Origin of the sequence: Brevibacterium sp. UCMA 11754 (genome assembly GCF_021532275.1) — a bacterium.
Taxonomy (GTDB): domain Bacteria; phylum Actinomycetota; class Actinomycetes; order Actinomycetales; family Brevibacteriaceae; genus Brevibacterium.
On sequence record NZ_JACBOT010000012.1, the window covers coordinates 85,392 to 108,981 of the forward strand.

Here is a 23,590-nt window from a genome sequence, read left to right on the forward strand (position 1 = left end):
GGCTCACCACACTGTAATCATGAATGAGGGTGAGCTGTTCTACGCCGGAGAAGACAACCGGCCGGATGTGCAGGGAATGCGGCCCGGTGCCCAGCAGGGCCGGGCAGGACAGGAAGTCAGAGCTCGCCCACAGCCGCGGCCAGGCGAGGTCGACACGATCGGCGCGAACAATCTGTCGTTCTCTCCGGACGAGTACTTGGGGCGCATCGCCTCGGTGCGCAATCGGATGGTCGATCAGGGACTGTCTGCGCTCATCGTCACTGATCCGGCGAACGTCTACTATCTGACCGGCTACAATGCCTGGTCCTTCTACACCCCGCAACTGCTGTTCGTCCCGGCTGCGGGTCCGCTCACACTGTTTCTGAGGGACATGGACGCCAAGGGAGCTATGCACACCTCGTGGCTGCCGCCCGAGGACATCGTCGGATATCCCGAACGCTATGTGCAGAGACCCCACATCCACCCCTTCGACTGGGTGGCCTTCGCGCTCCGGCAGCGTTGGGAGGTCGCCCGGGCGTCCTCATCGCCGGTCGGCGTTGAGATGGACTCGCACTTCTTCTCGCCGCGAGCTTTCCGATCGCTGGTCAACGGCGTGCCCGAGTGGAGGCTCGTCGACTCCTTCGAGCTGGTCAACTGGATCCGGGCGATCAAATCTCCGTCCGAGGTGGCGCTGATGCGCAATGCCGCCGAGGTGACCACGGAGTCGATGAACGCGGCACTGGGAACCATCGGGGTCGGTATCGCGCAGAACGAGGTGGCGGCGGAGATCGCTGCCGCGCAGGCTCGCGGACGCGGCAGCTCCTGGGGTGACTATCCGGCCATCGTTCCGCTGCTGCCCACGGGGGAGAGCGCTGACACTCCACACCTGAGCTGGACGGACCGCAAGTTCATCGACGATGAGTCGGTGAGCATTGAGCTGGCCGGCGTCCACCGCCGATACCACGTGCCCTTGGCTCGGACTGCCGTGGTCGGAAAGCCGAAGCAGGAGCTCATTCGTCTCGAAGGCGTCGTCGCCGAGGCGCTGTCCGCGGTTCTCGAGGTCGCCGCACCTGAGGTGCCCACCGCTGAGCTCGCCCGGACGTGGAACCGCGTGCTGGCGCTGGCGGGCCTGGAGAAGCCGAGCCGCCTGGGGTACTCAATCGGAATCGGCTATCCGCCCGATTGGGGCGAGCGCACGATCTCGATTCGGACCGAGGACGATCAGTTCCTCGAGGCGGGAATGACCTTCCACCTCATCTGCGGAATGTGGATGAACGGGTACGGCTACGAACTGTCCGAGTCCATTCTCATCACCGACACCGGCTGTGACACATTCACCGCATTCCCCCGCGAGCTGATCCGGGTCTGACAAGCACCTCGGCGCCGGCAGATCGATGCGGATCTCAGGCCATGAACTGGATCCAGAGACCGAGCGCCACCGCGTTGACTCCGGCTACAGCCAGAGCCCGCCCCTGAACCCAGGCGATGTCATTTGCCGAGGCGGGCGCAGAAGGTTCGGCCATCTGCACCGACATCGCCACACGCGGAGGGGCAGCCAGTGCTGCGAGCGAAGCGGCGGCATTGCCTGCTGCCACCACGGGCAGAGATGGAACGTGGGACGCTGTCGCAACCGCGTCGATGGTGCCGGTGAACATGGAGTTCGCGCCGGTGTTCGAGCCGGTGACGACGGCTCCGGTCGCCGTCAGCCATGGTGTGAAGAGGACGAGTCCGGCGGGCACAAGCGTCCCGATGGCTGCGCTCATCCCGGTTGTCGTCATGATCCATCCCATGAGCATGAACGCGGCAGTCCCGGCGCCGATGGGCAGCCAGGAGCGCACGGCGGACACAGTGACACTGCTGCGAGAGGTGACTCTGAGTGCGGCGATCACACAGGCGGCGGCCAGCCAGAACGGAGGAGAGGCAGCGATCTGAGTCAGCAGGGAAGGGAACGCCGACTGCAGCGCGCGTGCGATGAGCAGGCCCACGGTGAGGGTGGTGTACGGCAGGACTGCCAGGCCCAATCTGTGTGTGAAGCCGGTTCTGCGGCGGCGGATGATGAAGAGGGTGCCCATCACAGCGATGACGAGGAGTGAGCCGATGATGCCAGCCGGAGCCATGCCGACCAGGATGTTCGCGGCGAGGATGCCTGTCCACAGGAGGGCCGCAGCGGCGCCGATTCCGAGGCACGAGGTCAGCCTGGGGCGCATGACGAGGATCACCGAGGTTGCCACGATGATGACCGGTATCGCATTGATCCACGCTGTTGCCACACCGAGATCGTCTACGTTGACGCCGGTGAGCGCGGCTGCGACCGTGGTCCCGGGGCCGAGTGCGCCCCACGGTACGGCGATGAGTCCCAGGAGTCCGAGGATCGCTGATTGACGCAGCGAACAGCCGAGCAGACGGAGAACGGGGACTCCGATAGTCACCCCGATGCCGAAGCCGGTGACAGATTCGGCGAACGGGACGAGGCCGAAGACGACGAGGGCCACGCCGAGCGGTCGGCTGGGCGCCGCCGATTCGACCCAGGCGGAGATCTCGCCCATCGAGCCTGCTGCTTCAAGCAGACGAGCGAGGACCATTCCGAAGAGGAGGATGAGGGCGACTTCGAGGATGAGGGGGAAGTAGTCCGCCCCGGATTCGAGCAGAACCGACATCGACGTCGGAAAGAAGAAGATGACTGCAAGACCGGCGGCGATGACCCCGGCTGCGGCGGAGACCCACGAACTCTGTTTGAGGATGAGCAGGGCGATGGCGAGCATAATGGGGGCAAGCGCCAGCAGTGGAGTCATATGAGAAGTTCCATCATGTGAAGAAGTTTATGTTGATGGAAACAACTCTACTATTCAAGAATAAACTATGATGTCACAATGGCGAACACAGAGGACCTCGGAGCCCGTGTATTCGGCGCGCGGATCAGAGCCCGCCGCAAGTACAACGACTTGACTCTCAACGAACTCGCAGTCCGTGCTGGAATCTCCCGGGCGGCACTGTCGAAGATCGAACGCGGCGAACAGGACACGTCGGTCTCGAACGCCATGGGCCTCTCCCGAGCACTCGGCGTCGAGGTGGGAGAGCTCCTCGCCCCGCCGGAGGTGGTCATCGCCCGGAGCAGCTCCATCCCTGCCCACAGCGGATACGGCAGGGGCACCCTGCGGCGAGACCTTCCCGCGCCGCAGGAGAACATGGAAGTCGTCCACTACAAACTCGATCCGCACTGCGAAACCGCGTCGTTCGCGGCACACCGCAGCGGCTCACGTGAGTCCTTCTTCGTCCTCGCCGGCACGATCGAAATCGTCACCATCGATCGCCGGACGACTCTGCGAGCGGGAGACTGTGCGCAGGCGCCGGGCGATGTTCCCCATCAGCTGACCAACCCGGGTGACGAGCCGGCGGAACTCATGCTCATCATCGTCTGAGACGGCAGAAAGCTGAAGGGCCTGAAGGTGCCCTTGACGAAGCGAACCGACCTCGGGCATCCTGGTGCTGATCCATTCCCGGCGAAAGACAGTCACTTCGTGAAGTAATTCCTCATTTCCGCATCACGCGGGTGCAACGGACCCGCAGCGCACTTCTGTGCACGAAATGAGGACACACATGACTGCTGCCGTATCCATCTCCAATCTCGGCTACCGCCTCGGCGACGACACCGAGATCTTCACATCACTGAGCGCCACTATCCCTGCTGCCACCGTCGGCCTGGTCGGCGACAACGGGGTCGGCAAATCCACTCTCGCCAGGATCATCGCCGCTCTGCTCAGGCCCACTGCCGGGAGCATCACCGGTGCCGAGGGTGCCGTCTACATCGATCAGCTGCTTCCGCACACCGACGACAGCGTCGCCTCGGCGCTGGGAATCACCCCCATCAGGACTGCACTGACGAAGGCGCTGGCCGGTGACGCCGGACTCGAAGACTTCGAGATCATCGGCGGCGACTGGGACATCGAGGAGCGGGCGTTGGAGGCTCTGGCCGACCTCGGTCTGAAGCTCGACGCCGACGCCCTGGATCGTCGGCTGTCCACCTTCTCGGGAGGTCAGGCCATGCGCATCGGTCTGGCCAGAGCCGCGCTGGCGGGCGACCGCTGGCTGATCCTCGACGAACCCAGCAACAACCTCGACGAGGCAGGGCGTCGACGCCTGGCCGCTCTGCTCCAGGGCCGGTCCGGACCGACCCTGGTGATCTCGCACGACCGCGCACTTCTGTCGACCGTCTCGACGATCGTCGAGATGGCGGACCAGCTGCGGGTGTACGGAGGAGACTTCGATGACTACGAGGCCATGGTTGCGGCCGAGGAAGAGGCGAAGCTCGCGGACCTCGTCGACGCCAAGAAGTCACTGGCAATAGAGAAGCGCCAGCGCATCGAACTCGAGACGAAACTGGCCAGGGCGGACCGGAAGGCGGCCAAGGACAAGGAGAACAAACGTCGACCGAAGATCGTCATGAACGGTCTGACGGACTTCGCCCAGAAAAGCGCAGCGAAGCGTCGAGGAGACAAAGCCGCCGACGAGGAGCAGGCCCGCTCCTCGGTTCACTCTGCCAAGGACGCCCTGCGCAGGGACTCGAGCATTCGCCTTGATCTGCCGGAGACCGCGATCCATTCCGGTAAGCGAGTCCTCGACATCTCCGGGGGAGCGCTGGACCAGCCGCGCACGGTGGTCGGACCCGAGCGCATCAGGCTGACCGGTGCCAACGGCTCCGGGAAATCGACGTTGCTGACCGCAATCGCCGGCAGACACGACACCGGTGCGCCTATACACGAGCTGTTTCCGAACATGTCGATGACAGTTCCGGTCCCGATCGGCATCCTCGACCAGCAGTACAGGCTGCCGCCGACACTGACCGTAATGGAGGCGGTGAGGGAGAACAACCCCAGTCTCGGTCCGCACCGCGTCCACGAGGTACTGGCTGCGATGGGGCTGCGAGCGGGCCGGACCGATCAGCTCTGCTCGACCCTGTCGGGAGGGGAACGGTTCCGTGTGGCACTGGCGACGAGTCTGCTCCAGGACCCCGCTCCGCAGCTGCTCGTACTCGACGAACCGGGCAACAACCTGGACCTGTCATCGCTGACCGCGCTCGTGACCGCTCTGGACGGATTCGGCGGATCCATGATCGTGGTCACCCACGATGATCGTCTCGCCGAGGAGCTGCGTCTCGACGTCGAATGGGACATCCGGGAGTTTCTGGCCCAGGAACAGGTTGAAGCGGACAAGGATGAGAAAGAGACGGAGGGGCCATATGCGCGATCGTGAGTCGGCGACATCTGCTTGTGCAGGTGGTCCATCATTTGACGGCTCGGGGATAATGGCATGGTGAGTGTCATCAGCCCTGCCCCAGAATCCGCATCCCCAACCACCGTCGAGCCTCTGCGCATCGGACCCATCGAGCTGTCCTCGCCGGTGGTGCTGGCTCCGATGGCGGGAATCACCAACACCGCCTTCCGCCGCCTGTGCCGCGAGTACGGAGCCGGTCTCTATGTGACAGAGATGGTGACGTCCAGGGCGCTTGTCGAACGTAGCCCCAAGAGCATGCGGATCATCCAGCATGAGCCGTATGAGACACCGCGCTCGGTGCAGCTCTACGGCGTCGACCCGGAGACGATCGGGCAGGCCGTGCGGATGCTCGTGGACGAAGACCGCGCCGACCACATCGATCTCAACTTCGGCTGCCCCGTGCCCAAGGTCACCAGGAAGGGCGGCGGTTCGGCCCTGCCCTGGAAGAAGGACCTGTTCAAGGCCATCGTCACAACGGCCGTGACCGAGGCGGACCGCGGCGGCATCCCTCTGACGGTGAAGATGCGCAAAGGCATCGACAAAGACCATCAGACCTTCCTCGACGCCGGAGAGACGGCTCGCAATGCGGGTGTGGCAGCGGTTGCCCTCCACGGTCGATCCGCGGCGGACCTGTACTCCGGCCAGGCTGACTGGGACGCCATCGCCCGACTCAAGGACCACCTCGGCGACACCGTTCCGGTTCTGGGTAACGGTGACATCTTCGCGGCAGAGGATGCACTTGAGATGATGCGCCGCACGGGATGCGACGGAGTCGTCATCGGCCGTGGATGCCAGGGCCGGCCCTGGCTGTTCGGTGACCTCGCCAACGCACTGGGCGGCAGCGATGAGCGCTTCCGACCCGGCCTCGCCGAGGTTGCCCGCGCCGTCTACAAGCACGGTGAATACCTGGCCGAATATTATGAGGACGAGTTCTACGGAGTCCGTGACCTGCGCAAACACATCGCCTGGTATTTCAAGGGCTATCCGGTCGGGGGAGACCTGCGTCGTCAACTGGCGATGGTCTCCTCGCTCGAAGAGCTCGAGGGGCTGCTGGCCCAACTCGATCAGAACGCACCGTATCCTGGTACAGATGCGGAAGGCTCCCGGGGGCGGACCACCCGCCCGAAGAAGCCGCATCTGCCCGAAGGGTGGCTCGACTCCCGCATCTTCGATGTCAGCGGGAAGTCTCTGCTCTCCGAGGCGGAACTCGACATCTCGGGAGGATGACAATGCCATTCGAATCTCACCCACGCACCTCGGTGCGCTCGGGGACCGTGGCGACCTACACGCCGTGGGACGAGGAACGATGGGTGAGCGAACCGGCGAAGAATCCACGCCGTTCGGCCTTTCAACGTGACCGGGCACGGGTTCTGCACTCCGCGGGTCTGCGCCGACTCGGCGCCAAGACTCAGGTCGTCGAACCAGGCACCGACGATTTCGTCCGTACTCGGCTCACGCATTCCCTCGAAGTCGCCCAGGTCGGACGCGAACTCGCCCGCTACCTCGGCTGCGACCCCGATATCGTCGACACCGCCTGCCTCAGCCACGACCTCGGCCACCCACCCTTCGGCCACCACGGTGAGACCATTCTCGACGCACTTTGCATCGACATCGGCGGATTCGAGGGCAATGCGCAGACGCTGCGTCTGGTCACCCGGATCGAACCGAAGGTGATTGCCGATGACGGTCGCCCGGCCGGGCTCAATCTGACACGGGCGAGCCTCGACGCGCTGACCAAATACCCGTGGTCGCGGAGCGAGGCATCCGTCGGTCGGCGTGACTCCGGTGTCAGGAAGTTCGGCGTCTACGACGACGACAGAGGAGTCTTCGACTTCTACCGCGAGGGGATCGAAAACGGGAAACGGTGCATCGAAGCCCAGGTGATGGACCTCGCCGATGACATCTCCTACTCCGTCCACGACGTCGAAGACGCGGTCGCCGGCGGCCATCTGCACCTGGGAGATTTCGCTGCTGTGAACCGCCGCGCAGAGCTCTTCGACATCACCCGGAAGTGGTATCTGCCGACCACGAGCGATGAGGAGATGGACAAGGCTCTGTCGAGGCTGCAGGCCGCAGCATACTGGCCCTCGGAGACCTATGACGGATCCAGGCGGGCCCAAGCGGCACTCAAACACATGACGAGTCAGCTCATCGGACGGTTCGTCGGTGCAGCGGAGGCCGCAACGCGTGAGGAATTCGGGTGGGAGCCCTTGTCTCGTTACGCAGCCGCCCTCGTGGTCCCCGAACCTACGGCTGTCGAGATCGCCGTTCTCAAGGGAATGGCGACGCTGACGGTGATGGTCGCCGAGGATCGTCTGCGTCTCCATGACATCCAGTCTGCCGTCATTACCGAGCTGTCCCAGTGGTACTCCGAGTCGCCGACAGATCTTGAGCCGATGTTCAGGGCCGACTACTTCGAGGCCGCCGACGATGCGGCCAGGCTGCGCGTCGTCGTCGACCAGATCGCATCTCTGACCGATCATTCCGCCTGGGCCCTGTACCACCAGCTCAAAGCAGGGGCGGAGGATCGTCTCTAGACCATGGCCGGACTGATCAGACGCGAGGACATCGACGAGCTTCGAAGTCGAACCCGCATCGACGAGGTGGTGGGTGAGTTCGTCACGCTCAAGACCGCGGGAATCGGCTCGCTCAAGGGCCTCTGCCCCTTCCACGATGAGAAGACCCCGTCGTTCACCGTTCGTCCTCAGGTCGGGATGTATCACTGCTTCGGCTGCGGTGAGTCAGGCGACGTCTTCGCTTTCCTACAGAAGATCGAACAGCTCAGCTTCGTCGAAACCGTCGAATCTCTGGCCGGCAAGATCGGGATGCATCTGCGTTATGAAGATGGCAAGGGTCCCGATCGTGAGCAGGCCAGCCGGCGCCAACGGCTGCTGGAGATGCACGAGGTGGCGCAGCGCTTCTTCACTCAGTCGTTGGAGGGCGAGCAGGGACAGATCGGTCGGGAATTCCTCGAAGGCCGTGGCTTCCCCAGCAGCTCGAGCCGTGAATTCGGTCTCGGCTTCGCTCCCAAATCCTGGGATTCGCTGACCAGCCAGCTCAAGCGAGCCGGTTTCAGCGAGGAGGAGATTCTTGCCGGAGGTTTGGCCAGTGAGGGTGGCCGCGGCATCTACGACCGTTTCCGTGGCAGGGTCGTCTGGCCCATCAAGGACATGACCTCTCGGACCATCGGCTTCGGCGCCAGGCGCCTGTTCGACGACGACCAGGGGCCGAAGTATCTGAATACTCCGGAAACCGCGCTCTATCACAAGAATCAGGTGCTCTACGGGCTGGATCTGGCCAAGAAGGACATCGCGAAGACCAAGCGTGTGGTCATCGTCGAGGGCTACACAGATGTCATGGCCGCACACCTTGCTGGAGTCACGCAGGCGGTGGCCACATGTGGAACGGCCTTCGGGCCTGAGCATGTGAAGATCGTGAGACGACTGCTCGGCGACGACCCGACGGGACAGGTGATCTTCACCTTCGACGGAGACGCAGCCGGACAGAAGGCGGCACTGCGGGCCTTCGAATTCGAGAGTGAGTTCACCGCCCAGACCTTCGTCGCAGTCGAACCGGATGGGCTCGACCCCTGCGACCTGCGGATGCAGAAGGGCGACGGTGCGCTGCGCGAACTCATCGATGGTCGCAAACCGCTCTTCGAGTTCGTCATCACCACCGCGATCTCTCGCTACGACCTCGACTCGGTCGAGGGCAGGATCGCTGCAGTCAAGGCCAGTGCCGAGGTCCTGACCGACATTCGTGATCGCAACAGCCTCAGCCACTACTATCGCTTTGTCGCCGGCCGCATCGGCGTCGACATCGACGAGGTGGAATCAGCGGTCAGGGATGCCCGAAAGAGGCCGAAGAAATCGCAGCCTCACCAGTCTCGTCAGACTCCGGGCGGATCACCGCAGGCCCCGCCGGAGACCCCTCCCGGACCGGCCCCGGCACAGCCCGGAGCGGCCCAGCGGGTTCCCTTCGGCGCGCAGCGGACGCAGATGAACGGATCGCAGGGTCAGCCTGCCGCGTGGAAGCAGAACCAATCGGCTCCGGTGCAGGCCCGGCCAGGGCAGCAGGCAGCCGGAGCGCAGGCGCCCGGAGCGCAGGCGCCCGGAGCGCAGGCTCCAGGACAACCAGCACCGGACTCCGCCGGGGGAGTCTCCGGCAAGGACGACACCGCCATCGAATACGTCTACGATGAGCGCCCAGATGTGTCGAACCTGTCGGCCCCGATCAGCCCCGCTCGCCTGAAGACGGAGAAGGGGGCCTTGATGGTGGCGCTGCAGCATCCCGAGTTCGTCAATGCCAAGCTCTTCGACTCCCTGTCTGCCCGAGCCTTCGAACACCCGGGCTACCGCCGGATCCAGTCCGCGATCAAGGCTGCCGGAGGACTGAAATCTGCGGGAGGTGTGAACTCAGCCGGATCCGCCGACGCCACGCGCTGGGCGGAAGCCGTCCTCGCAGCCAGTGACGAGGATCTCAAGCCCTATGTCATGCAGCTGCTCGTGTCTCCCTTGCCGGTGGCAGACGGTGTCAGCGCGGAGGGATTCGCCAGAGGCATCGTGGCCCGCCTCTTCGACTACGACCTCGAACGGATCGCCAAGGAGCTGCACTCACGACTGCAGCGCCAGGACACCACGGACACCGATGCGCAGACGACGCTTCTGGGGCAGCTGCAGGTTCTCGAACAGCACAGGGCACGGTTGAAGACACTGATGTGAAGGTGGCGGTTCTCGCCTGAGAACGTGAAATAGTGCACAATTGCAATTTTGCAGTTGGTGAAAAGTTGCATGAGATGCAAAAATGGTCTCATGCGTGAATCCGAACCCGAATCCCTCCGTGTCAAAAAGGCGCGTCAGACGCGTCATGCGCTGCACGACGCGGCAATCACTCGGGTTCTCGACGAGGGACTCGAATGCGCGACGGTGGCGAATATCGCCGCCGATGTCGGCGTATCCACACGAACCTTCTTCAACTATTACGCGACGAAGGAAGACGCCATCGTCGGGCTCGACGAGTCGAATATCGACGCCAAGCTGGTTGATGACTACGTCCACTCTGATTCAGGAGTGGAGGATCTGGCCGAGGACACTGCCCGTTTCGTCCGCGAAGTGCTGCTCATGGGTTCGATGGATCCCAGCCTGCCGGCACGGCGCAGGAAACTGTTCGCCCGCTATCCGGAGCTGGTCAGCAAGCGCTTCGATCGGGCCGAGGCTCTTGAAGAGCTCGTGGCCGAACACGTGTTGGCTCGTCTGCGCTTCCTGGGGCAGGAGTTCTCGACCGAAGAATCGGCCTGGCGCAGCGCCAGGATGCTCACCCAACTGTGCCGGGTGCCCCTGAACCACGCTGGTCAGACGGTCAAGCGCTCACCCGAGCGCATTGACGAGAAGTCCGGCACGCAACCACTCTTCGAAGAATCATTGGGACTCTTCCTCAAGGTTCTGGACCGACTATGACAAAGGCTGAAATGAGAAGCAATCAAGGACTGAGAGCCGGCGGAATGCCGAAGACCCCGGAAGACCGCAGTGAACCCGAGCAGATGAAGACATCTGCGATCATCCTGTTGTTTGTGGGACTGATGATCGCGATGTTCATGTTCTCCCTCAACCAGACGGTGCTGGCGACCGCCCTGCCGACGATCGTCGGTGAACTCGACGGTGTGGACCAGATGCTGTGGGTGTCCACAGCGTTCATGCTCGCCTCGACGATCATGATGCCCATCTACGGCAAGGTCGGCGACCTGTTCGGTCGCAAACCGCTCTTCATGTTCGCGATCTGCTGTTTCCTGCTCGGCTCGGTCTTCGCACTCATCGCAAACGACATGTCGATGCTCATCTTCGGTCGTGTGCTCCAGGGCATCGGCGGCGGCGGCATGATGATCCTGTCGCAGTCCATCATCGCCTCTGTGGTCCCGGCCCGTGAACGTGGCAAATACATGGGCATCATGGGTTCGGCCTTCGCCGTGTCCTCAGTCGCCGGCCCACTCATCGGCGGTTGGCTGACGGAAGGTCCCGGCTGGCGCTGGGCCTTCGCCATCAACTTCCCACTGGGCATCATCGCTCTCATCGCTGCCGCCATCTTCCTCAAGGTGCCCAAACGCGCTCCCGGACCACGTCCGAAGATCGACGTCATCGGCATGGCCCTGATCTCGATCGTCACTTCCTGCATCGTCCTCGTCTCCGCGTGGGGCGGACACGACTACGAATGGGGATCCTGGCAGATCAACGGCCTCATCATCGTCGGTGTCCTCGCGATCATCGGGTTCATCCTCGTCGAGCTCAAGGTCAGCGAGCCGGTCATCCCGATGTACCTGTTCAAGAACCGCGACTTCCTGCTGTGCACCGTCGCAGGCCTGTTCATCGGCGTCGGAATGTTCGGTGTTCTCTCCTACATGCCCACCTATCTGCAGATGGTTCACGGCATCGATGCCACAGTGGCAGGCCTGATGATGGTTCCTATGATGGGCACGATGCTCATCTCCTCGACCCTCATCGGCTTCGTCGTCTCCCGCACCGGCAAGTACAAGAAGTATCCTCTTATGGGCATCCTGATCATGGCTGCCTCTCTCGTGCTGCTGTCGCAGCTCAAAGCAGACAGTGCCGCTTGGGAGACCATGGGCTGCTTGGCTCTGCTGGGACTCGGACTGGGACTGAGCATGCAGACCCTCGTGCTCGTCGTCCAGAACGCATTCCCCGTTGCCATGGTCGGCACTGCCACAGCATCGAACAACTACTTCCGCCAGGTCGGAGCGACCTTGGGCATGGCCTTCATCGGTTCGGTATTCACACAGCGCCTCCTGGACAACATCAAGGACGGGATGGGTGAGTTGGCGAAGGCCAATCCCTCGCAGCCACTGCCCAAGGTGTCCTCGACGGGGCTCACACCCCAGATCGTCGCCGAGATGCCCGAGCCGCTGCACACTCTCATCATCACGTCGTACAACGACGCCTTGGTGCCGCTGTTCCTGTGGGTTGCCCCACTGGCAGTCCTCGGGTTCGTCTTCCTGTGCTTCCTGCCCAACACACCGCTGGCGCAGACCTTGAAGGCTGACCCTGCGAAACGCGAACTCGTGCGTGTCGGCGCAGACTCATCCGCCAGTCTGACGGACGTTTCCCAGAGTCACACCGACTCATCCGATAGTCTGGCTGAGAAGGCTAGGCTGAAGGAGTCGACTCATGACGGTACTGACCATACTCAACGCTCCTGGGACGGAAGTTCCGGACCAGCTCACTGACCTCGGTCGGAAGGAGGACGTCGAGCTGCGGATCGTCGAGGCCCACGAGTTGGGCTCCGCTCTCCCCGGCACCGATGTCCTCCTTCTCTGGGACTTCTTCTCGAAGGCGCTGCGCAGCGAATTCGGACACGCCGACAGCCTGAAGTGGATCCACGCGGCCGCGGCGGGGGTGGACTCGCTGCTGTTCGACGAACTCTCGGCTTCGGAGGTCGTGGTCACGAATGCACGCGGCATCTTCGACCGTCCGATCGCGGAATTCGTGCTCAACTACATCCTGATCCATGCGAAGAACTCGCTGCGATCACTTCAGGATCAACGGGAATCCGCCTGGAACCGTCGATCGACCAAGAATCTGGCCGGATCGCAGGCTCTGATCGTCGGCACAGGTTCGATCGGCCGGGAGATCGCCAGGGTCCTCAGCGCCCTCGACGTCAATGTCACCGGCGCCGGCAGCCACGCACGGACCGGAGACGCTGACTTCGGGTCCGTCATCGACTCGTCTCAGCTGAGTTCTCACCTGTCCGGCGTCGACTGGGTCATCAACATCGCGCCGCTGACGGACAGAACGAAGAACCTCTTCGACGCCGAGGTGTTCGCCGCCATGGACCCGAGTGCCTACTTCGTCAATGTCGGTCGTGGCGAAGGTGTTGTCACCTCCGACCTCGTCAACGCGCTCGAGTCAGGCCAGATCTCCGGTGCAGGGCTCGACGTCTTCGACGAAGAGCCGCTGCCAGCCGACCACCCCTTGTGGCAGGCCGACAACGTCATCGTCACCCCGCACATGAGTGGGGACACTGATGGATGGCGTTCACGTCTGGCCGACCAGTTCGTCGACCTGTTCGAGAAGTACGCGGCAGGGGAGACGTTCCCGCATGCGGTCGACAAGGCGGCGGGCTACGTACGATGACCGAGAAGTCAGACCATGCTGCCCAGCGAGCGTTCCTCGCTCAGGTTGTCAGTGAACTCATTGCGGTGCGCAGGGCACGACTGCTGAGCATGCTCGTGTTGGCCCTTGCCATGCTCGTAGCTGGTCTCGGCGCGGCAATGCAGGCGCAGGGGACCCAGGTGGACACGGTCCTGCTGTTCTCAGCGTTCAGTCTCATCATGATCGGAATCGTGTGTGCGCTGGGTGCGATCATCGCGTGGACGAGGATCAATCGTGACGTCCTCGACTCAGTCGCCTCCGCTAGACCGGCCCGTGCCCGCGCACCCAGAAGCCGCAACGCGGGTATGGCTGTGGCAATCGGCTTTGCGGTGATCGGACTTCTGTTCGGATGGATGCTGTTTTCAATGACACCGATCTTGGCAGTTGCGGTTGTCCTGGCATGTGCGATCCTTGCCTGTCTGGGACCTGTTTGGGCCAATGAACTCTCCAGCGCTGATGATCGCTTCGCCGTGATTCTCGACAGCGACGACGAGCTGGCCGATCGGTTCCGCACCTATACCCCGATCTGGCTTCACGACGCGTTCGAGAATGAGAAGGCAGGCAGCGGCAGAGACCGAACCTGAGCAGGTTCGCCGTTCACCGGTCACATACGGACAGGACATCTCAGCCGCGGTAGGCAGAGAAGCACTCGAGGCGAGCCGACACTTTCAGACAGTGAAGCGCCCGCAGCCATTCATGCTGCGGGCGCTTACGCATGCGATCAGACCCTCGGATCGATCAGATCAGGGGAACGCAGGAACGTCGACTCCGGCCATCTTCGCCACACAGCGAATGACTTGGCAGCTGTAGCCGAACTCGTTGTCGTACCAGACGTAGACGACGACGCGGTCGTCATCGACGATCGTGGCGAGACCATCGACGACGCCTGCTCGCTTCGATCCGACGAGGTCGCTGGAGACCAGTTCGGGGGAGGAGACGTAGTCGATCTGATTGCGCAGCGGCGAATTCATCGAGGTCTCACGCAGGAACCCGTTGAGCTCATCGACGCTCGTCGCATTCTCAAGGTTGAGGTTGAGGATCGCCATCGACACGTTCGGCGTGGGAACCCGGATCGCGTTGCCTGAGAGCTTGCCTTTGAGCTCTGGCAGAGCCTTCGCCACGGCCTTGGCGGCTCCGGTTTCGGTGAGCACCATGTTGAGGCCGGCAGCGCGGCCACGACGGGACCCCTTGTGGAAGTTGTCGATGAGGTTTTGGTCGTTGGTGAACGAGTGCACCGTCTCGACGTGACCGTTGCGGACCCCGTACTTGTCATGGAGAGCCTTGAGCACCGGGGTGATTGCGTTCGTGGTGCACGATGCCGCCGACATGACAGTATCGTCATCGAGGATGGCTGCGTCGTTGACACCGTAGACGATGTTCTTGACGTCGCCCTTGCCCGGTGCAGTGAGGATGACCTTCGAGGCGCCGGGGCACTCCAGGTGCTTGGACAGACCTTCTTCGTCACGCCATTTGCCGGTGTTGTCAACGATGACGGCATCGTTGATTCCGTACTCGGTGTAGTCGACCTGCGAGGGATCGTTGGAGTAGATGACTTGGATCAGCGTGCCGTTGGCCTGGATCGTGTTGGCCTCTTCGTCGACGACGATGCTGCCGTCGAAATTGCCGTGCACGGAGTCACGTCGCAACAGCGATGCGCGCTTGACGATGTCATCGTCGCTGCCCTTGCGCACGACGATTGCTCGCAGACGCATACCTGTGCCGCCAGCGCGATCAATGAGGATGCGGGCCAGCAGACGGCCGATGCGGCCGAAGCCGTAGAGCACGATGTCGCGAACTGCACCGTCTTCACCATTGGTACCCGCGACTGAGGCGAGTTCAGTGGAGAGGAAGCTCTCAACGGAGTCGGACTGCTCCTGCTGTTTCTGGATCAGACGACCCAAGTCGATTCGGGTGGGTCCCAGATCGAGCTCGGTCAGAGCCCGAACGATCTTCAGCGTCACCTCGATGTCAAGATCCTCGCCGAGGAAGTGGCGGGCGTAGCGGTGCGCCTTGATCATTCCGATCACTGACTTATTCAGCAGCGATCGGCCGAACAGCGTCAGCAGCACGTCGTTCTCGCGGTACAGGCGTCCGGTCAGTGGGATGAGTTCTTCGGCGGCTGTCTGCTTGTTCGCCCATTCGTTCAGGCGAGCCGTCGTTGCGTCAGTCAAAGGTCGTGTCTCCTCGGTCAGTTAGCGAATTCTCGCCCAGTCTAACGGGTTGTCTACTCGCGTTTCGTCTGGTGCTCGTCGAAGCGTCGGAATCCGAGCAGCGTGAGTGCGACGATGCCGGCTCCGGCCAACAGGGCGCCGAGGCTCTGGATCTGGACGCGGGGCTCGACGAAGCGGTATTCGGGCGCGGAGTCCTCCTGGAGACGCGGTGGGTTCGCGGTTCCGATCCAGGCCGCCACGAACAGGATGATCCGGGCGAAGATATTCATCGTCAGCATGATCGCGATGATCGATCCGAACACACCAGCAGCTTTGTTGCCGGAGAAGATGTCGATGAGCACAGTGGCTAAGTTGATGAGAATCGTGAAGGCCACAGCACCGAGGAGCGAGCCCCTGATCTTGGCTCTCTTGCCCACAAGGTGGTCGGGCAGCATGGTGAAGAGGAACATGAAGATCAGCCAAGCAGCGCCCAGCGTGATGATGAACGGCACCACCCTGATGACCAATGACCCGAACCCGCCGAGGTGGAGCATCTCACTGATGGCCGATCCCAGGCCGGTGCCGATGACGGTCAATGCCACGGTGAGCAGCAGGCCGATGATGAGGCCCAGGAGAGTCGCAACGTTGTTGAGGATCTTCTTGACGAATGACTTATCGGGCACGACATCGTCGAAGTCTGCGTGCAGCTGTGCTCTCACCGCGGCACCGAGGTTGCCGATGAATCCCTGGCCCGTGTAGAGAGCGGCCAGGATGGCGATGATGCCGACCGACTGCCAGCTGGTGAGGAAGCTCTCCAGTTGTTCCGTTAGCGATGAGTTTCCGCCCACCTGCTTCTCGATCTGCTCGACGACGATCGGAAGAAGGTCCGGACGTGCAACGTCAAGAACGAAGCCCAGACTGGCGAAGGTGAACATCGCGATCGGCATGACTGCGAGGACCAGGAAGTAGGTGATTGCTGCACCGAACTGGTTGCCCAGTCGATCGCCGAAGCGTTTGACGGCGCGCATCAGGTGCGCAGGTCCCGGCTGGTTGATAGCGGTGTGGCCGACTTCGGCGACCGTGTTGCGTGAGGCCAGTACTTTGGCTGGTGCCACTTCGTGCTCCTTCGATCTTGACCCGCAGGTGTCTGTTTCAACACTAGCCGCTGGGAGGGTCCTGGGAGTGGTGGGCCGCGCCTGTAATCTAGACTTTTGACCATGCCGACACCAATTTCGACAGTCCTGCCTTCCGATCTGACGTTGTCCGCAGGCTCTTCAGCGGCAGACAATCTCAGCGGCTTCTCCGCCTGGGCCGTGACGCTCATGGAGACGTTGGGCCCGATCGGTGTCGGCTTCTTGGTGTTTTTGGACAACATCTTCCCGCCGATTCCCAGCGAACTCGTGCTGCCGCTGGCGGGCTTCACCGCCAGCCAGGGAAACATGAACATCGTCCTGGCGATCATCCTCGCCACTGTCGGCTCTGTCGTGGGTGCAGTCATCCTGTGGGCGCTGGGCAAATGGATCGGCCTTGAGCGCATCAGCCGCGTTGCCGTGAAGATGCCGCTGGTCGACGTCGATGACGTGCACAAGACGGTTGGATGGTTCGACAAGCACGGTGACAAGGCAGTGTTCTTCGGCCGGATGATCCCCATCTTCCGGTCCCTGATCTCCATCCCCGCTGGCATGCGGAACATGTCGATCATCAAGTTCCTGGTGCTGACCACCGCAGGAAGCGCAATCTGGAACTCCATCCTCATCGTCGCCGGCTTCTACCTCGGCGAGAACTGGTCGGTTGTTGAAACCTTCGCAGGCTACTTCCAGACGCTGGTCATCGTTGCCGTGGTCGTCTTCGTCGCGGTGTGGATCGTGATCAAGGTCCGCAAGCGCAGGAGGGCAAAGGCTGTGCGGTCTGGAAGCTGAGCCTTCGGCTCGCATCGCTGCGCGGCCGGTATCACTGCACGCCCCGCAATCATCATCACAGCCAGGCGGCAGCGGTGTGCTCCTCCGGAACTTCCTCACCGGCGCGGACAGGTCCCGGGGCGGTGCCGTCGCCGAAGGGTGAGCCACACAGCCTCTCTCGGCCATGAGGCGAGAGCCAACCGGCGAGATCGGGACCCTTGGGAACGATCTGCGTCGGGTTCACATCGACGTGGACGATGTAGTAGTGCTGTTTGATCTGAGTGAAGTCCACGGTGTCTCCGAATCCCGGAGTCTGGTAGAGATCACGGGCATAGCCCCAGAGACTCTCGAAGTCCCGCAACGTCTGTCGATTGCACTTGAAGTGTCCGAAGTAGACGGGGTCGAAGCGAACCAGCGTGGTGAATAGACGGACATCCGCCTCGGTGATGGAGCCGCCCATGAGGTACCGGGAACTGCTCAGACGTTCCTCTATCGTGTCGAGAGCAGCGAAAAGTCGGTCGAAGGCAGCTTCGTAGGACTCCTGAGAGCCGGCGAAGCCACAACGGTAGACCCCGTTGTTGATCTCGGTGTAGATCAGGCGCATAACCTTCTCCATCTCCTCCCGAGACTCGTCGGGCCAGAGATCCGGGGCGCCCTCTCTGTGATATTGCCTCCACTGAGTGGAGAAGTCCTCGGTGATCTGCGGGAAATCGTTCGTCACGACAGCACCACTGGCGATTTCGACCATTGCAGGGACGGTGATTCCGCGGGGGTAGTCCGGGAAGCGTGCGAAGAACGCCTGCTGCAGACGCTCGATGCCCAGCACTGGGTCGACTCCGCCGGGGTCGAGGTCGAACGTCCATGACCGAGCATCGTGCGTGGGACCCGGCATTCCGATGGAGATGACGTCCTCGAGGCCAAGCAGCCTGCGGACGATGATCGTCCGGTTCGCCCACGGGCAGGCACGAGCGGCAATGAGCCGGTAGCGACCGGGTTCGACCGGCCACTGCGAGTCGGGATCGGCAAGGATCCGGTCTTCGATGTAGTTCGTGTCTCGGGCGAATTCCTCGTCCTTGGCCACATAGCTGTTCATCTGGCTGCTGTCATCGGACACGGTCCACTCCTTCGCTCAGGTGCCTCAGCGGTCTCCTCTGAGTCCCAGCCTACGTCTCCTTGCGGGCCTGCGTCCCCTCGCCGGACTGTGGTCAGTCGGCGTAGAGCGCGTCGATGTCGGCGGCGAAGTCCTTGCCGACGAGGTGACGCTTGACCGACTGCTTTGCCGACAGGTAGCCGTTGTCTTCGGTGAGCTCAACGGGCAGGATTGTGAACTTCTTGATGCCCTCCGCCCGTGACACGGTTCTGTTGACGTTCTCGACTGCCTGCTCGATGGTGGCTCTCACGGTTTCGTCGGCAGAAGCCTGGCGCAGGTCCATCTCCGGCAGATCATGATTCTTCAACCATGTCGGCAGCATCTCCGAGTCGAGGAAGATGAGTGCAGAGATGAACTTCCGGTTGTCGCCGACGACCACAGGCTGGCCGATGAGCGGGTGGCGGCGCAGTGCATCTTCGAGAGGTGCTGGCGCGATGTTCTTACCGCTCGAGGTGACGATGAGCTCCTTCTTGCGGCCGCTGATCGTGAGGTAGCCGTCCTCGTCGAGTGAGCCGAGATCGCCGGTGGCGAACCATCCGTCGTGGAATTCCTTGTCGGTGGCCTTGGGGTTGTTCCAGTATTCGCGGAAGACAGGGACGCCCTTGGCCAGAATCTCCCCATCGGGTGCGATCGCCACGCTGACACCGGGAAGGGGAACGCCGACGGTGCCGATTTTGGCCTTTTCCGGCACATTGACAGTGATCGGGGCGGTCGTCTCCGTCAGGCCGTATCCTTCGAGGACGACGAGGCCGACTCCGCGGAAGAAGTGACCGAGGTGGGCGCCGAGGGGGCCGCCGCCGGAGACCGCGGCGCTGACGTTGTTGCCCATGACCGTGCGGAGCTTCGAATACACGAGTTTGTCGAAGAGCGCATGCTGCAGCTTGAGCGCGACCGGGACCTTGCCGGCATCCGTGGCCTTGGAATAGGAGACCGCGACCTGTTCTGCCCGACGGAAGATCTTCTCCTTGCCGCCGGACTGGGCCGTCGCCAGTGCCGAGTTGAAGACCTTCTCGAAGACACGAGGAACTCCGAGGATGAATGATGGACGGAAGCTGGCGAGCGCATCGGTGAGCTTAGTCAGGTCGGACTGGTGGGCCAGCAGAGCACCGGAGCTGATAGCAAGGACCTCGATGAAGCGGGCAAAGACATGTGCCTGCGGTAGGAACAGCAGGGCGCGCATGCCTTCGGTGAAGATCTCAGGGATCTGCTTCTGAGCAGCTTGCACCGTCTGCACGAAGTTCCCGTGTGTGAGGACGCAGCCCTTGGGCTTGCCGGTGGTGCCGGAGGTGTAGATGAGGGTGGCGACCGATTCGCCGGTGACCTGTGAGCGCTGAGCTTCGAGGGCGTCATCGCTGATCTCTCGCCCGGTAGCTTCGAGCTCCGCGAAGGCTCCTTGGTCCCACACCCATAGCTGTGGGGCAGCGATTCCGGCGGCAGCCGCGGCGGCTTCGACCCGGTCGGCGTGCTCACGTGTACTGACAAGGCCGCGGCCGACTTCCGCGTCTTTGATCATCCAGGCCAGCTGGTCTTCGGAAGAAGTGTCGTAGAACGGAACGGAGATCGCGCCGGCGAACCACACGGCGTAGTCGCTGAGCGTCCATTCGAAGGAGGTGGGACCGAAGATCGCGATCCGGTCCCCGACCTCGGCTCCGGAAGCAATGAGCCCCTTGGCAGCTGTGCGGACCTGGGTGAGGAATTCGCCGGCGCTCACTTCCTCCCAGCCGTTCTCAACTGGTTTGGCCAGCAACGGCAGATTCGCGTCCTCGGCAACCTTCGCGAGGAAGACATCGGTCGTCGATGACGTCGTATCAACCTTGAAGTCGACGACCGGGGTCGTGGATTGGGGCATTGTCGCTGGGCTCATGAGGTCTCCTTCGTGGCGTAAGTTACTGCCCGGTTATCCTACTGGTCTGGCGTTGTGAGGTGAAATCGCTCACGTTTGGAGGCTCAAAACCACTTCACGCCTCTATCTGGCAGTCTAGCCAAGTCGAAGCAGGGAATGTTCAGAGTACGATGGTCGAAACCCGCTCACGCCCAGTCAGTGAAGGAAGGTAATGACGACGAATCCTGAGGAGACCGGTTTCCGCTATGACGCGGTGCTGGCCGAGAAGATCGAGAAGTCATGGCAGCACACATGGGAACAGGCGGGAACTTTCCACGCGCCGAACCCCACCGGTGATCTGAGCCGGGCTGACGGAAGTCTCGGTCGACAGGATTCGGAGTCTGCCTACGCTCCGCCACAGGCACTCGGTGAGCGTGAATCCCTCTACATCATGGACATGTTCCCCTACCCTTCAGGGGCGGGACTGCACGTCGGTCACCCCTTGGGATACCTGGGCACGGACGTCTACGGGCGCTATCAGCGGATGCGCGGGCACAACGTCATGCACGCACTGTCCTATGACGCCTTCGGACTGCCCGCCGATCTGTACGCGGTGCAGACGGGACAGCACCCACGCATCACGACGGATGCGAACATCAAGAACATGACACGTCAGCTGCGTCGGCTGGGGCTTGCCCACGACGCACGCCGCAGCTTCGCGACCACCGACGACGACTTCGTCCGGTGGACCCAGTGGATCTTCCTGCAGATCTTCAACTCCTGGTACGACCCGGAGGCAACCACCGAGGGAGAGGACTCCGTCGGTGCCGCACGGCCGATCACCACTCTGGTCGAGGCATTCGAGCAGGGAACCAAACAGACACCTGACTCTCGTCCCTGGGTCGAACTGAGCCCGTCGGAGCAGGAGAACATCCTGCAGGACTACCGTTTGGCCTACGTCTCGGAATCCCCGGTCAACTGGTGCCCGGGACTGGGCACAGTGCTCGCGAACGAGGAGGTCACGGCCGAAGGACTGTCCGAACGTGGCAACTTCCCGGTCTACACCCGCCGTCTGCGGCAGTGGAACATGCGCATCACCGCCTACGCCGACCGCCTCATCGATGACCTGGACGACTTGGATTGGCCTTCTGCCGTTCGCAGTATGCAGGTCAACTGGATCGGCCGTTCCAAGGGCGCCCTGCTGCGCCTGCCTGTGGCCGCATCAGATACTCAGGTCGAGGTCTACACGACCCGTCCGGACACGCTCTTCGGTGCCACCTATCTCGTCCTCAGCCCGGAGCATCCGCAGGTCGCTGAGCTGACTGCAGCTGAGTGGGATGAGCAGACGCCCGATTCGTGGCGCGGTGGTCAGCCCAGCCCCGCCGAGGCGATCGCCTCCTACCAGCGGGACGCGGCGGCGAAGACTGACGCGGATCGTCAGCAGAGCAAGGACAAGACGGGAATCTTCACCGGTTCCTATGCGATCAATCCTGCGACCGGTGAGCATATCCCCGTCTTCGTCGCCGACTATGTGCTGATGGGCTATGGCACTGGCGCGATTATGGCCGTTCCGGCAGAGGATGCCCGTGACTGGGACTTCGCGAAGTCCTTCGGACTGCCCTATGTGCGCACGGTGCAGCCTCCAGCCGACCACGATGAGGACACTCCCTTCACCGGCGCCGGCGTGATGATCAACTCCGCCAACGACGAGATCGACATCAACGGTCTCGAAGTCGATGCGGCGAAGGCGGCGATCACCGACTGGCTGGCCAAGCAGGGTCTGGCCACCGAGTCGACCCAGTACCGACTGCGGGATTGGCTGTTCTCACGCCAGCGCTATTGGGGCGAACCGTTCCCGATCGTCTACAACGAGGCCGGCACACCCATCGCACTGCCCGATTCCATGCTGCCGGTGGATCTGCCCGAGGTCGACGACTTCGCACCTCGGACGTTCGCCGCCGATGATGCCGACAGCCATCCGGAACCTGCCCTGGGGCGCAATCGCGATTGGGTCGAGGTCGAACTCGACCTGGGCGATGGTCCGCAGAGGTACTACCGCGAGACGAACACGATGCCCAACTGGGCCGGATCGTCTTGGTACCAGCTGCGCTACGCCGACCCGCATAGCAGCGATCGTCTCGTGGACCCGGTCAACGAGAACTACTGGATGGGTCCACGCGAATCCAAGCCGCGCGGCGGCGCCGACCTCTATGTCGGCGGTGCCGAGCACTCGGTTCTGCACCTTCTCTACGCCCGGTTCTGGCACAAGATCCTGTTCGACCTGGGCCACGTCACCTCATCGGAGCCGTTCCATCGTCTGGTCAATCAGGGCTACATCCAGGCCTACGCCTATACCGACTCACGTGGGGTCTATGTCCCCGCCGCCGAGGTGGAGGAGAGGACCGATGACAAGGGCGAGTCGAGCTTCTGGTACGACGGTTCGCAGGTCAACCGTGAGTACGGCAAGATCGGCAAGTCGCTGAAGAACTCCGTCTCTCCCGATGAGATGTATGACGCGTACGGTGCTGACACGTTCCGCGTCTACGAGATGTCGATGGGACCGATCGAACAGGCTCGCCCCTGGGAGACACGTGCCGTCGTCGGCGCGCAGAGGTTCCTGCAGCGCGTATGGCGTCTGTTTGTGGATGAGACCACCGGTGAGTCCGTCATCAGGGACGGTGTGGCCGATCCGGAGACGCTCAAGGTCCTTCACCAGGTCATCGCCGGCGTTCGAGACGATATGGACCACCTGCGCTTCAACACCGCGATCTCGAAGCTGATCGTGCTCACGAACCATGCGACGAAGCAGGGTGGAGCCACGGCCGACGTGCTCGAACCGCTGGCCATCATGCTTTCGCCCTTCGCGCCGCACCTGGCCGAAGAGCTGTGGACGAAGCTGGGACGCACATCGACGGTGACCTATGCGTCCTTCCCTGTCGCGGACCCACAGCACCTGGTCGCCGACCAGGTCACCTGTGTCGTCCAGGTCAAGGGCAAGGTGCGTGCCAGGCTCGAGGTCGATCCCGATATCTCGGCAGAGGATCTGGAGAAACTGGCACTGGAATCACCGAATGCCCTCAAGGCGCTCGACGGGGCTGGAGTACGCAAGGTCATCGTTCGTGCGCCAAAGTTGGTCAACATCGTCCCCGACGCCTGAGCGT

17 protein-coding genes are annotated in these 23,590 nt (G+C 62.6%); 12 read left to right on the forward strand and 5 right to left on the reverse strand.

Annotated features, from left to right (window positions below; genetic code table 11):
* Nucleotides 1–19: 19 nt before the first annotated feature.
* The gene (locus tag HX613_RS07330) at nucleotides 20–1,348 is read left to right on the forward strand and encodes a M24 family metallopeptidase (protein WP_235344734.1); all 1,329 of its coding nucleotides are present in this window, start codon (nucleotides 20–22) and stop codon (nucleotides 1,346–1,348) included.
* 34 nt (nucleotides 1,349–1,382) lie between these two features.
* Here HX613_RS07330 and HX613_RS07335 read toward each other — a convergent pair whose 3' ends face one another.
* Nucleotides 1,383–2,771, reverse strand: a complete 1,389-nt coding sequence (locus HX613_RS07335; protein WP_235344735.1) for an L-lactate permease — start codon at nucleotides 2,769–2,771, stop codon at nucleotides 1,383–1,385.
* A 78-nt stretch (nucleotides 2,772–2,849) separates the two neighbouring features.
* Here HX613_RS07335 and HX613_RS07340 point away from each other — a divergent pair, with 78 nt between their 5' ends.
* From HX613_RS07340 to HX613_RS07380, 9 genes are all read left to right on the forward strand, one after another.
* Nucleotides 2,850–3,398: a helix-turn-helix domain-containing protein gene (locus tag HX613_RS07340; RefSeq protein ID WP_235344736.1), complete on the forward strand. Its 549-nt coding sequence runs from the start codon at nucleotides 2,850–2,852 to the stop codon at nucleotides 3,396–3,398.
* Nucleotides 3,399–3,576: 178 nt separating this feature from the next.
* Nucleotides 3,577–5,229: an ATP-binding cassette domain-containing protein gene (locus tag HX613_RS07345; protein WP_235344737.1), complete on the forward strand. Its 1,653-nt coding sequence runs from the start codon at nucleotides 3,577–3,579 to the stop codon at nucleotides 5,227–5,229.
* Between the two features lie 57 nt (nucleotides 5,230–5,286).
* Complete coding sequence (gene dusB, locus HX613_RS07350; protein WP_235344738.1) at nucleotides 5,287–6,477, forward strand: tRNA dihydrouridine synthase DusB; 1,191 nt, start codon at nucleotides 5,287–5,289, stop codon at nucleotides 6,475–6,477.
* A gap of 2 nt (nucleotides 6,478–6,479) precedes the next feature.
* A complete protein-coding gene (locus tag HX613_RS07355) occupies nucleotides 6,480–7,787 on the forward strand; it encodes a deoxyguanosinetriphosphate triphosphohydrolase (RefSeq protein WP_235344739.1) in 1,308 nt (435 codons plus the stop codon).
* 3 nt (nucleotides 7,788–7,790) lie between these two features.
* Nucleotides 7,791–9,971 (forward strand): DNA primase, encoded by a 2,181-nt coding sequence (dnaG, locus tag HX613_RS07360; protein WP_235344740.1) that lies wholly within the window; start codon nucleotides 7,791–7,793, stop codon nucleotides 9,969–9,971.
* A gap of 90 nt (nucleotides 9,972–10,061) precedes the next feature.
* Nucleotides 10,062–10,706, forward strand: a complete 645-nt coding sequence (locus HX613_RS07365; protein WP_235344741.1) for a TetR/AcrR family transcriptional regulator — start codon at nucleotides 10,062–10,064, stop codon at nucleotides 10,704–10,706.
* Nucleotides 10,707–10,717: 11 nt separating this feature from the next.
* On the forward strand, nucleotides 10,718–12,484 hold the full coding sequence (locus tag HX613_RS07370; protein ID WP_235344742.1) for an MDR family MFS transporter: 1,767 nt from the start codon (nucleotides 10,718–10,720) through the stop codon (nucleotides 12,482–12,484).
* A complete protein-coding gene (locus HX613_RS07375; RefSeq protein ID WP_235344743.1) occupies nucleotides 12,426–13,391 on the forward strand; it encodes a D-2-hydroxyacid dehydrogenase in 966 nt (321 codons plus the stop codon). The genes HX613_RS07370 and HX613_RS07375 overlap by 59 nt, the downstream gene beginning before the upstream one ends.
* On the forward strand, nucleotides 13,388–13,993 hold the full coding sequence (locus HX613_RS07380; protein WP_235344744.1) for a hypothetical protein: 606 nt from the start codon (nucleotides 13,388–13,390) through the stop codon (nucleotides 13,991–13,993). The genes HX613_RS07375 and HX613_RS07380 overlap by 4 nt, the downstream gene beginning before the upstream one ends.
* A gap of 159 nt (nucleotides 13,994–14,152) precedes the next feature.
* Here HX613_RS07380 and HX613_RS07385 read toward each other — a convergent pair whose 3' ends face one another.
* Both HX613_RS07385 and HX613_RS07390 read right to left on the reverse strand, forming a co-directional pair.
* On the reverse strand, nucleotides 14,153–15,580 hold the full coding sequence (locus tag HX613_RS07385; RefSeq protein WP_235344745.1) for a glyceraldehyde-3-phosphate dehydrogenase: 1,428 nt from the start codon (nucleotides 15,578–15,580) through the stop codon (nucleotides 14,153–14,155).
* Nucleotides 15,581–15,633: 53 nt separating this feature from the next.
* Complete coding sequence (locus HX613_RS07390; RefSeq protein ID WP_235344746.1) at nucleotides 15,634–16,674, reverse strand: YhjD/YihY/BrkB family envelope integrity protein; 1,041 nt, start codon at nucleotides 16,672–16,674, stop codon at nucleotides 15,634–15,636.
* Nucleotides 16,675–16,776: 102 nt separating this feature from the next.
* Here HX613_RS07390 and HX613_RS07395 point away from each other — a divergent pair, with 102 nt between their 5' ends.
* A complete protein-coding gene (locus tag HX613_RS07395; RefSeq protein WP_235344747.1) occupies nucleotides 16,777–17,478 on the forward strand; it encodes a DedA family protein in 702 nt (233 codons plus the stop codon).
* Nucleotides 17,479–17,533: 55 nt separating this feature from the next.
* On the opposite strand, the gene HX613_RS07400 is transcribed toward HX613_RS07395, so the two are convergent.
* Both HX613_RS07400 and HX613_RS07405 read right to left on the reverse strand, forming a co-directional pair.
* Nucleotides 17,534–18,550: a glutathione S-transferase family protein gene (locus tag HX613_RS07400; RefSeq protein ID WP_235344762.1), complete on the reverse strand. Its 1,017-nt coding sequence runs from the start codon at nucleotides 18,548–18,550 to the stop codon at nucleotides 17,534–17,536.
* Between the two features lie 112 nt (nucleotides 18,551–18,662).
* On the reverse strand, nucleotides 18,663–20,471 hold the full coding sequence (locus tag HX613_RS07405; RefSeq protein WP_235344748.1) for an AMP-dependent synthetase/ligase: 1,809 nt from the start codon (nucleotides 20,469–20,471) through the stop codon (nucleotides 18,663–18,665).
* A 190-nt stretch (nucleotides 20,472–20,661) separates the two neighbouring features.
* Here HX613_RS07405 and leuS point away from each other — a divergent pair, with 190 nt between their 5' ends.
* Nucleotides 20,662–23,586: a leucine--tRNA ligase gene (leuS, locus tag HX613_RS07410; RefSeq protein ID WP_235344749.1), complete on the forward strand. Its 2,925-nt coding sequence runs from the start codon at nucleotides 20,662–20,664 to the stop codon at nucleotides 23,584–23,586.
* Nucleotides 23,587–23,590 lie beyond the last annotated feature (4 nt).

Coding starts and splice junctions, on each gene's coding strand:
- HX613_RS07405 (WP_235344748.1), bottom strand. CDS start 20,471: ATGAGCCCAGCGACAATGCCCCAATCCACGACCCCGGTCGTCGACTTC.
- HX613_RS07375 (WP_235344743.1), top strand. CDS start 12,426: ATGACGGTACTGACCATACTCAACGCTCCTGGGACGGAAGTTCCGGAC.
- HX613_RS07335 (WP_235344735.1), bottom strand. CDS start 2,771: ATGACTCCACTGCTGGCGCTTGCCCCCATTATGCTCGCCATCGCCCTG.
- HX613_RS07395 (WP_235344747.1), top strand. CDS start 16,777: ATGCCGACACCAATTTCGACAGTCCTGCCTTCCGATCTGACGTTGTCC.
- HX613_RS07400 (WP_235344762.1), bottom strand. CDS start 18,550: ATGAACAGCTATGTGGCCAAGGACGAGGAATTCGCCCGAGACACGAAC.
- HX613_RS07355 (WP_235344739.1), top strand. CDS start 6,480: ATGCCATTCGAATCTCACCCACGCACCTCGGTGCGCTCGGGGACCGTG.
- leuS (WP_235344749.1), top strand. CDS start 20,662: ATGACGACGAATCCTGAGGAGACCGGTTTCCGCTATGACGCGGTGCTG.
- HX613_RS07340 (WP_235344736.1), top strand. CDS start 2,850: ATGGCGAACACAGAGGACCTCGGAGCCCGTGTATTCGGCGCGCGGATC.
- HX613_RS07365 (WP_235344741.1), top strand. CDS start 10,062: ATGCGTGAATCCGAACCCGAATCCCTCCGTGTCAAAAAGGCGCGTCAG.
- HX613_RS07380 (WP_235344744.1), top strand. CDS start 13,388: ATGACCGAGAAGTCAGACCATGCTGCCCAGCGAGCGTTCCTCGCTCAG.
- HX613_RS07330 (WP_235344734.1), top strand. CDS start 20: ATGAATGAGGGTGAGCTGTTCTACGCCGGAGAAGACAACCGGCCGGAT.
- HX613_RS07370 (WP_235344742.1), top strand. CDS start 10,718: ATGAGAAGCAATCAAGGACTGAGAGCCGGCGGAATGCCGAAGACCCCG.
- dusB (WP_235344738.1), top strand. CDS start 5,287: ATGGTGAGTGTCATCAGCCCTGCCCCAGAATCCGCATCCCCAACCACC.
- dnaG (WP_235344740.1), top strand. CDS start 7,791: ATGGCCGGACTGATCAGACGCGAGGACATCGACGAGCTTCGAAGTCGA.
- HX613_RS07345 (WP_235344737.1), top strand. CDS start 3,577: ATGACTGCTGCCGTATCCATCTCCAATCTCGGCTACCGCCTCGGCGAC.